We start from the raw sequence: 7,175 nt of genomic DNA on the forward strand, positions 1-7,175 counted from the left end.
GTCGCTACCTGCGTTAAAAATTTCTGATTTACGACTGCATGGATGCAGGAGGTAGAGCAATGCAGGAGCAATTGCCGAGAACAACTAAATAACTAAATTTTTGCCTTGTTATCAACGCGGTTTTATTGCCTCAAAATAGATCACTAAATTAAGCACAATGGTATAAAGCGGAGATAATGCCCTGCAGCTAGATCAACGGACTCTGTTTCTACCGTGTTTATCGGGGTATTAGTACAGGCATATACATCAAAGTCGCCGGTGACATCTGATTCGTAATGTGTATACACACCGTAAACCTGGCTTGTTGAGGTCAGTTCTGGTGCTATTTCGCTATAAAAACGTTGCCATAAATGCCCTATTTGAGCGCCCTCGCCACTCATTTCATTCGCGTTACACGTGCGCACTTTAAAACCTGAAAGTGATTTTATTTCGCTAACGTTTATTGAGGTAATGTGCTGTTCCATCGCTTGAATCCATTTTTAATTGCTCCCGATAAAATACCAGACGATGACCTAATTAGCCTCTTTTTTTATAAAGGTTATTTAAAAAGGTATTTTTATCATTGCCCCTTTTATGAACAAAAAACAGTCATAGCATCGAGTTCATCATCAGGTTAAGATGGATTAAAACTATAACGAAATCAGCAGGTGTTTAATGAATAAAATCAATGCGCTTATCTACTTTTTAGCATTCAGTAGTGGCTTTTGTATAATGGGGATTGAATTACTCGGTGGGCGAATTTTAGCCCCATTTTTTGGTAGTAGTGTGCATATTTGGGGCAGTATTATTACTGTGTTTATGTTGAGCTTATCAATTGGTTATTTGCTTGGCGGTAAACTTTCTACTCGCAACCCTACATTAACCAAATATGGCGCTATCTTTTTTATTGCCAGTATTATGGTGATACCAATTGTTATGTTTGCTGAGCCAATTATGGCTTTTATTTTCAGCCATATCGAAGACAGTCGTTACGGTTCTCTGCTTGCCTCAATGGCATTGTTTTTCATTCCAACTATTATTTTAGGCATGATCTCGCCATATTCGGTGCGGTTATTGGTTACCGATCATGAAAAAAGTGGACAAGTGGCTGGCGGGTTATATTTTGTGAGTACATTAGGCAGTGCGCTGGGCACTATTATCACTTCGTTTTATATGGTGCTGGCATTTGATGTTAATGACATTATTAAAACATTTGCTGCTGTACTCGGTGCTTTGGGATTACTTGCTATTGTTGTGAGTCAGCTTTCGGTTAAGGAGCGTGCTGTATGCTTAGAGTCTTAATATGGTTAGTGTTAATCATGCCATTCATTGCACAAAGCAAGGTAATACACAAAGAACGCTCTTTGTATCGCAACATTTTGGTTGAGAAAAATGCTGACTTACTGTGTTTAAAATTTAATGAAAAAACCCGTAAAAGTACGCAAAGTTGTATGTACCAAAGTGACCCTAAAAAGTTAGTGTTTAATTACACTAAAATGACCTTCGCAAGTTTATTATTTATTGATAATCCAAAGAATGTGCTCATTATTGGATTGGGGGGTGGCACACTTTCTAACACCATTCATGAACTCTACCCCAATGCACATATAGAAAATGTAGAAATTGACCCTGCGGTGATTAAAGTTGCACGCGATTATTTTGATTTTGTTGAAACCGACAGCGTGACATCAAAAGTGCAAGATGGACGCATTTTTATAAAACGTGCGGCATTAAAAAAGCAAAAGTACGACTGGATTATTCTCGATGCCTTTAACGGCGACTACATTCCTGAGCACTTACTTACAAAAGAGTTTTTTGCTGAAGTAAAAAGTGTTCTGACCAACAATGGCGTTGTTGCCGCAAACACCTTTTCATCAAGTAAGCTTTATCAGCACGAGTCTGCAACCTATTTTGATGTCTTTGGTGATTTTGTAAATGTAGTGACAGATAAAAATTCTAACCGGATAATTTTAGCGGGTTTTCATGCCATGCCCACAGAGCAACAAATTGCTGAGCGGGTAAAGCGTTTAACGCCAAAATTAGCCCCTTATGATGTCGATATGCAGTTGCTTAGTGAGCACTTGTTTTATACTAAAGGCAACCAAGACTGGCCAAAAGGCACCAAGGTCTTAACGGATCAATATTCACCAGCAAACTTGTTAAATTATCAATGATCAAACTCATTTTCTCTCTATTTCTTTTTGTTAGCTCTGCTGTAATAGCAGAGCAACCTGCATCGACAACAGTTTCACCTAGCCAGCAACAACTCGCAGCGTTACTCAGTCAAAATAAAGGAAAAGTGGTGCTATTAGATTTTTGGGCGTCGTGGTGCAGCCCTTGTCGTCGCTCGTTTCCTTGGCTTATTGAAATGCAAAATACGTATCGTGAACAAGGATTGACGATTATTGCGGTTAACATTGATGTAGAGCGCGCAGATGCTGAGAAGTTTTTAACTGATTTTGCGGTTAATTTTAATATCATTTATGACCCCGATGCTGTCATAGGCAGGCAATATCAACTCAAAGGGATGCCCAGCAGCTTTTTAATTGATAAAGAAGGGATAGTCCGCTACCAACATACGGGCTTTGTAATTGATAAGTTAGACCAATATGAGCAGCATATTAAAACGTTAATCGCACCTTTGTGAACTGACAGGTTATTATTTTCGTTGTTTCGGTTTTTTCGATTAGTTCTATCTGTTTTATAAAATGCATTAATATTTACTTAGCATGCTAACTACATTAAAATAGTTAGCATGCTAAGTAAATGGAGTGCATTATGTCCTCTTCTATCCCCTTTCATGAAACCCTTGATCTAACCTTGTGCGGAAGCATGGGGCGTGTACATCGTTTATGCCGCGATGCCGTTACATTTGCGGTTGAGCCTTTAGGTTTAACGCAATCGCGCTGGACGGTAATGATTCATTTATTTCACTTGAATCAAGGCTGCACACAGCAGCAATTGGCGAGTAGTTTAGGTATTGAAATGCCGTCACTAACACGCACAATTAAGCAGCTTGAGCAGCAAGAGATTATTGTACGCAAGTCAGATACCGAGGATAAACGCAGTAAACGCCTTTATTTCACCGAACAAGGTCTACAATTATTAGACACCTTGCGCGTTATTATTGCTGATGTGAAACAACACTTGTATGCAAATTTAACCACTGAGCAGCTCGATACCATGGCGCATGGTCTTGTGCAAATGGAAATAAACGCGCGCCAGTGCATTAAGCAATATTCAGGAGATAAGTAAGTTTATGACACCGGATCAAAAATTTGCCCGTTATGTAAAAATCTCCTTAGCGGGTTTTATTGTTTTATTTCTTTATTTTGTGGTTGCTGATTTATTCATGCCTGTAACTCCGCAGGCACGCGTGTATCACCCTGTTGTACAGGTAACGCCACAAGTCAGTGGGCGTGTAACGGATGTGTTCGTAACCAATAACCAGTCGGTTGTGAAGCAACAACCATTATTTCATATTAATGATGAGCCTTTTAAGCTTGCCGTACAGCAAGCCGAACTTGCTTACGATGATGCAAAGTTGCAAAACCAACGCTTAGATAGCAGCGTTAAAGCGATTGAAGCACAATTAGCAGCGGCAGAGGCCAAGTTACATGAGCAAACCTTGTTGTTTGAACGCGGCGAATCACTCCTTAAAAAGCGCTCTATATCAGAGCAGGAATACGAAACGATAAATGCGAATTATCAGTCGAGTAAAGCGAATGTGGCAGCGATTGAAGCGCAACTGAGCGAAGCTAAATTAGCGCGTGGTAAAATGGGCGATGACAACCTAGCGCTTCGTCACGCCTTGAATCAACTAGAGCAAGCAAAGCTTAATTTGTCTTATACAAGTGTTACAGCAGAGACCGATGGTAAAGTGGCGAACTTGCAAGTTACGCCAGGCACTTATGCGAATAAAGGCCAGCCATTAATGGCGGTTGTGGCTAATAAAGCGGATCTTGTCGCTGATTTTCGCGAAAAATCACTCGTTCATGTGAAGGTTGGTAGCCGTGCAAAAGTCAGTTTTGATGCCCTACCCGGCAAAGTTTTCAATGCAAAAATTATCAGCTTTGAGGCCGGTGTGAGTGATGGTCAACTTAATGCTAATGGCTTATTAAGTGCCACTGAAAGTAGCAATCGCTGGGTACGTGATGCACAGCGTCAGCGTATTCATCTGCAATTAGAGCAACACGACATGCTGGCTAAGTTTCCAAGTGGCGCACGAGCAACGGTGCAACTATTGCCTGAGTCAAGCATCGGTAGCTGGTTTGCGGGCATGCAAATCCGTTTGATCAGTGTTTTGCACTTTATATATTAAGGTTAAGTAAGTTATGTCAACACTGCAACTCGATGGGAATGGTTTGCGTCAAGCATTGCGTATTGCTACGGGCTCAGCATTAGGGTTTGCGCTTGCAAAGTTGATGAATTGGCCAAATGGGATCTTTTTTACTGTGTATCCTATGTTGTTGCTTGGCCTAGTACCTGTACTTAATATGCATATTATTCGTCAGTTTTATGCGGGTGCAGTATTCAGTGCATTGTTTGTACTTGTCGTTCAAGGTTTGCTTGCACATTTGCCTGTGGTCATGACGATGGTAAGTTTTTTGGCATTTGCTTTTTTGTTTTACCAAATGAGTCGTGGTGCTAACTTTTTATTTGGTGCAACAACGGTAGTCAGCCTCTCGATTCAATTGCACTTTTCAACCTACACAGGGGCAGGAATCAGTATTTATCCGTTGATCATCAGCAATGCAGTCGCTGTTATTGTAACCGTTGTTTTTTCGGTACTGATGCATGGAATTTTTCCTGATGTTTCACCCCGTCAAGCTCGCGTAATGCCTGAAAAAGCCAAAGAAAGTGTTCGGCATGAAGTCTTGTTATGTTCAACTGTCGCGACTCTTTCTTTTATTGTTTTTCAGGTATTTGATTTACAAGACTCTATTTCTGCACAGGCGGCGTCGGTATTGATTTTGTTTTCTTTATGCTGGAAAGCGGCGGGAATGGCTGCATGGCAGCGTGCTATTGGTACATTAATTGGCTGCAATTTAGCACTTGTGGCGCAGTTATTTTTATACAATCACACTGATATATTAATTTTTCCTGCACTGATTTTATGGATTTTGACCTTTATATTTAGTCGCTATCATATTTTATCTGGCGGCATTCCAGGGGTTGGTTTTGGTATTATTACGACCTTTGGCATCTTGTTTGGCCAGTCATTAGGGCCGGGTCAAGATCTGGTGTATAGCGCTTTATATCGCTTTTCATCGGTGTCGGTTGCAATACTTTTAAGCTTGTGTGCTGTCTATATTATGCATCACATACTCAATCGATTTGAAATGACACGCCACCATACATTTGATTAGTGCATGCGGGCCTGGTGACAAAAAAGGGAGTTAATCAGAACTCCCTTTTTTATTATTATTTGTTTCGAAGATGGTTGGCAGCGACTTTAATAACTCATCTTGCTTAGCCATACTCATACTCTCTACACAGGTTTTTGATGCAACATCGGCAACCCATGCCCCCCATTGTGAACTACCGGGTTCTTCTCCTGGGGTTGCCCACCATCTGGCTTTATAGAGTATCTCGTTATAACAGGTTTCACTTCCTTGCGGATAAGCGCTTCCGGCTTGCCAAGAATCAACGGCAAAGCTGGTCATAGGCAAAACTGACAGCGTTATCATAGCAACGCCGATTAAGCATTTTTTTTGGCCCATTTGCGGCTCCTTTCAAAAGTGAGATAGTATGATTATTATAGTCTTGGTAGGATTAACCATCAATTAACTTTGTTAACAAGTTACACTTCTTTACAGTTATGCTTATTATTGACACTATTGGGTGGTGATAAGGTTATAGGTTTATATTTTTTCTTAATGCTTTTGTTTGGCCTCTCTTCGTTTTGCTATCCATGCGCTTACGTTGTGAATTTCTTGATGGCTTGGTTGCACGACGCTTTTTTTGAACCTGTGTTGCACTGATAATTAACTCTTTCAAACGATTGAGTGCTTCTTCTTTATTCAGTTCTTGTGTACGATGACTTTGCGATTTAATGACAATAACTCCCTCTTTGGTTAACCGAGAGTCATTTAAATTGAGTAATCTTTGTTTGTAAAAGTCAGGAAGCTTTGAACGCTTTATATCAAAGCGTAGATGAATTGCACTGGCCACTTTATTTACATTTTGTCCGCCTGCACCCTGAGAGCGGATTGCACTAAAGTCGAGCTCCCATTCATCAATTGTTACAGTATTAGAAATAATTAACATTAGGTTCAGTTAGTTGTGCTAAAAACTGTATTGTAACACTTGTAATTAGCTGATCATAATAACTCGCTAAGCAAGTCGGTTGTTATAAACTGGAAAAGAAAGGAAATCATGATGAAAGCACTAATTATTTCAATGAGTTTACTCGCGATGAGTTTTTCTAGCTTCGCACAAGATATTACCGAAAACCAACTACAAAGTTATATTAAAGCACTCCCCGCAGTTGTGAACTGGTCAAAAAATCAACCTGAGCTTGAAAGTGTAGACCTGGGTAACATGCTGGGTAGCACAGACGGGGTAGATACTTCTGTGGTAATGAGCGCACTGGGTCACATTAAAGAGCATGAGCTTTACACTGAATTTGCCGCCTTAACTCAGCAGTATGGCTTTACGCCAGAGCAGCTTGTTACTGTGGGTTCTGAAGTTTCTATGGCCTATCTTGAAAATGTGAAGGCAACACTGTCACCAGAAAACCAAGCGCGAGTTAATCAAGCAATGAGTGGCTTACAAAGTTTAACTGCGTCTTCTGCAAGTTCTGGAACACGTTCAATGACCGGTGCCTTAGAGGGCGTTAAAGAAGCGAGTAATGCCCCCGTTGATGTTAGCGAAAACAACGTTAACTTGGTTAAAGAATATATGCCGCAATTAAAGCAGTTATTTGCGCTGCTGCAATAGTGTTAAATGCAATGCGAGAAAGCGGCTTATTGAGCCGCTTTTTTATTTTCGGCCCTAAACCACCTACTTCAGTAGGTGGTTATCATCATTTAGGCTTTGCCTGAAAAAATACCCATGTTAATTCCTTACTTGATTTTTAGCGAAGTCATATAAGGAAAAAACATGAGTAGATACGAGAAAGCATCGCATGTGTATTGGCGATGTCAATATCATATAGTCTGGACACCAAAGTATAGGTTCAGAATATTGAAGAA

Annotated in this window: 10 protein-coding genes and 1 pseudogene; 8 read left to right on the forward strand and 3 right to left on the reverse strand. The window is 40.4% G+C overall.

The window, feature by feature from the left end; genetic code table 11:
• Window positions 1–143: 143 nt before the first annotated feature.
• Window positions 144–464, reverse strand: a complete 321-nt coding sequence (locus JIG41_RS00030; protein WP_199524069.1) for a GyrI-like domain-containing protein — start codon at window positions 462–464, stop codon at window positions 144–146.
• A gap of 190 nt (window positions 465–654) precedes the next feature.
• On the opposite strand from JIG41_RS00030, the gene JIG41_RS00035 reads away from it, so the two are divergent.
• The 6 genes from JIG41_RS00035 (at window position 655) to JIG41_RS00060 (ending at window position 5,348) form a co-directional block, all read left to right on the forward strand.
• The gene (locus JIG41_RS00035; RefSeq protein ID WP_036972611.1) at window positions 655–1,281 is read left to right on the forward strand and encodes a fused MFS/spermidine synthase; all 627 of its coding nucleotides are present in this window, start codon (window positions 655–657) and stop codon (window positions 1,279–1,281) included.
• Window positions 1,266–2,153: a spermidine synthase gene (locus JIG41_RS00040; RefSeq protein ID WP_199524070.1), complete on the forward strand. Its 888-nt coding sequence runs from the start codon at window positions 1,266–1,268 to the stop codon at window positions 2,151–2,153. Before JIG41_RS00035 ends, JIG41_RS00040 begins: the two co-directional genes overlap by 16 nt.
• Window positions 2,150–2,626: a TlpA disulfide reductase family protein gene (locus JIG41_RS00045; protein WP_199524071.1), complete on the forward strand. Its 477-nt coding sequence runs from the start codon at window positions 2,150–2,152 to the stop codon at window positions 2,624–2,626. The genes JIG41_RS00040 and JIG41_RS00045 overlap by 4 nt, the downstream gene beginning before the upstream one ends.
• A 131-nt stretch (window positions 2,627–2,757) precedes the next feature.
• Window positions 2,758–3,234, forward strand: coding sequence for a MarR family winged helix-turn-helix transcriptional regulator (locus tag JIG41_RS00050; protein WP_036972607.1), 477 nt, complete (start codon window positions 2,758–2,760; stop codon window positions 3,232–3,234).
• 4 nt (window positions 3,235–3,238) lie between these two features.
• The gene (locus JIG41_RS00055) at window positions 3,239–4,300 is read left to right on the forward strand and encodes an HlyD family secretion protein (RefSeq protein ID WP_065979205.1); all 1,062 of its coding nucleotides are present in this window, start codon (window positions 3,239–3,241) and stop codon (window positions 4,298–4,300) included.
• Window positions 4,301–4,313: 13 nt separating this feature from the next.
• On the forward strand, window positions 4,314–5,348 hold the full coding sequence (locus JIG41_RS00060) for a DUF2955 domain-containing protein (protein WP_182396649.1): 1,035 nt from the start codon (window positions 4,314–4,316) through the stop codon (window positions 5,346–5,348).
• 30 nt (window positions 5,349–5,378) lie between these two features.
• On the opposite strand, the gene JIG41_RS00065 is transcribed toward JIG41_RS00060, so the two are convergent.
• Together JIG41_RS00065 and arfB are read right to left on the reverse strand one after the other, a co-directional pair.
• A complete protein-coding gene (locus JIG41_RS00065) occupies window positions 5,379–5,702 on the reverse strand; it encodes a hypothetical protein (RefSeq protein WP_182396650.1) in 324 nt (107 codons plus the stop codon).
• Window positions 5,703–5,835: 133 nt separating this feature from the next.
• Entirely contained in the window at window positions 5,836–6,249 is a 414-nt protein-coding gene (arfB, locus tag JIG41_RS00070; protein ID WP_182396652.1) for an alternative ribosome rescue aminoacyl-tRNA hydrolase ArfB, read from the reverse strand.
• Between the two features lie 111 nt (window positions 6,250–6,360).
• Between arfB and JIG41_RS00075 the strand changes: the two genes are divergently transcribed.
• Together JIG41_RS00075 and JIG41_RS00080 are read left to right on the forward strand one after the other, a co-directional pair.
• A complete protein-coding gene (locus JIG41_RS00075; RefSeq protein ID WP_199524072.1) occupies window positions 6,361–6,921 on the forward strand; it encodes a short-chain dehydrogenase in 561 nt (186 codons plus the stop codon).
• Between the two features lie 162 nt (window positions 6,922–7,083).
• Window positions 7,084–7,175, forward strand: a pseudogene (locus JIG41_RS00080) (IS200/IS605 family transposase); the annotation flags it as partial.

The organism is Pseudoalteromonas sp. bablab_jr011, assembly GCF_016464045.1.
Lineage (GTDB): Bacteria > Pseudomonadota > Gammaproteobacteria > Enterobacterales > Alteromonadaceae > Pseudoalteromonas > Pseudoalteromonas lipolytica.

Bases quoted from the DNA above. Each gene is read 5' to 3' on its own strand.
- JIG41_RS00030 (WP_199524069.1), bottom strand. From the start codon at position 464: ATGGAACAGCACATTACCTCAATAAACGTTAGCGAAATAAAATCACTT.
- JIG41_RS00035 (WP_036972611.1), top strand. From the start codon at position 655: ATGAATAAAATCAATGCGCTTATCTACTTTTTAGCATTCAGTAGTGGC.
- JIG41_RS00040 (WP_199524070.1), top strand. From the start codon at position 1,266: ATGCTTAGAGTCTTAATATGGTTAGTGTTAATCATGCCATTCATTGCA.
- JIG41_RS00045 (WP_199524071.1), top strand. From the start codon at position 2,150: ATGATCAAACTCATTTTCTCTCTATTTCTTTTTGTTAGCTCTGCTGTA.
- JIG41_RS00050 (WP_036972607.1), top strand. From the start codon at position 2,758: ATGTCCTCTTCTATCCCCTTTCATGAAACCCTTGATCTAACCTTGTGC.
- JIG41_RS00055 (WP_065979205.1), top strand. From the start codon at position 3,239: ATGACACCGGATCAAAAATTTGCCCGTTATGTAAAAATCTCCTTAGCG.
- JIG41_RS00060 (WP_182396649.1), top strand. From the start codon at position 4,314: ATGTCAACACTGCAACTCGATGGGAATGGTTTGCGTCAAGCATTGCGT.
- JIG41_RS00065 (WP_182396650.1), bottom strand. From the start codon at position 5,702: ATGGGCCAAAAAAAATGCTTAATCGGCGTTGCTATGATAACGCTGTCA.
- arfB (WP_182396652.1), bottom strand. From the start codon at position 6,249: ATGTTAATTATTTCTAATACTGTAACAATTGATGAATGGGAGCTCGAC.
- JIG41_RS00075 (WP_199524072.1), top strand. From the start codon at position 6,361: ATGAAAGCACTAATTATTTCAATGAGTTTACTCGCGATGAGTTTTTCT.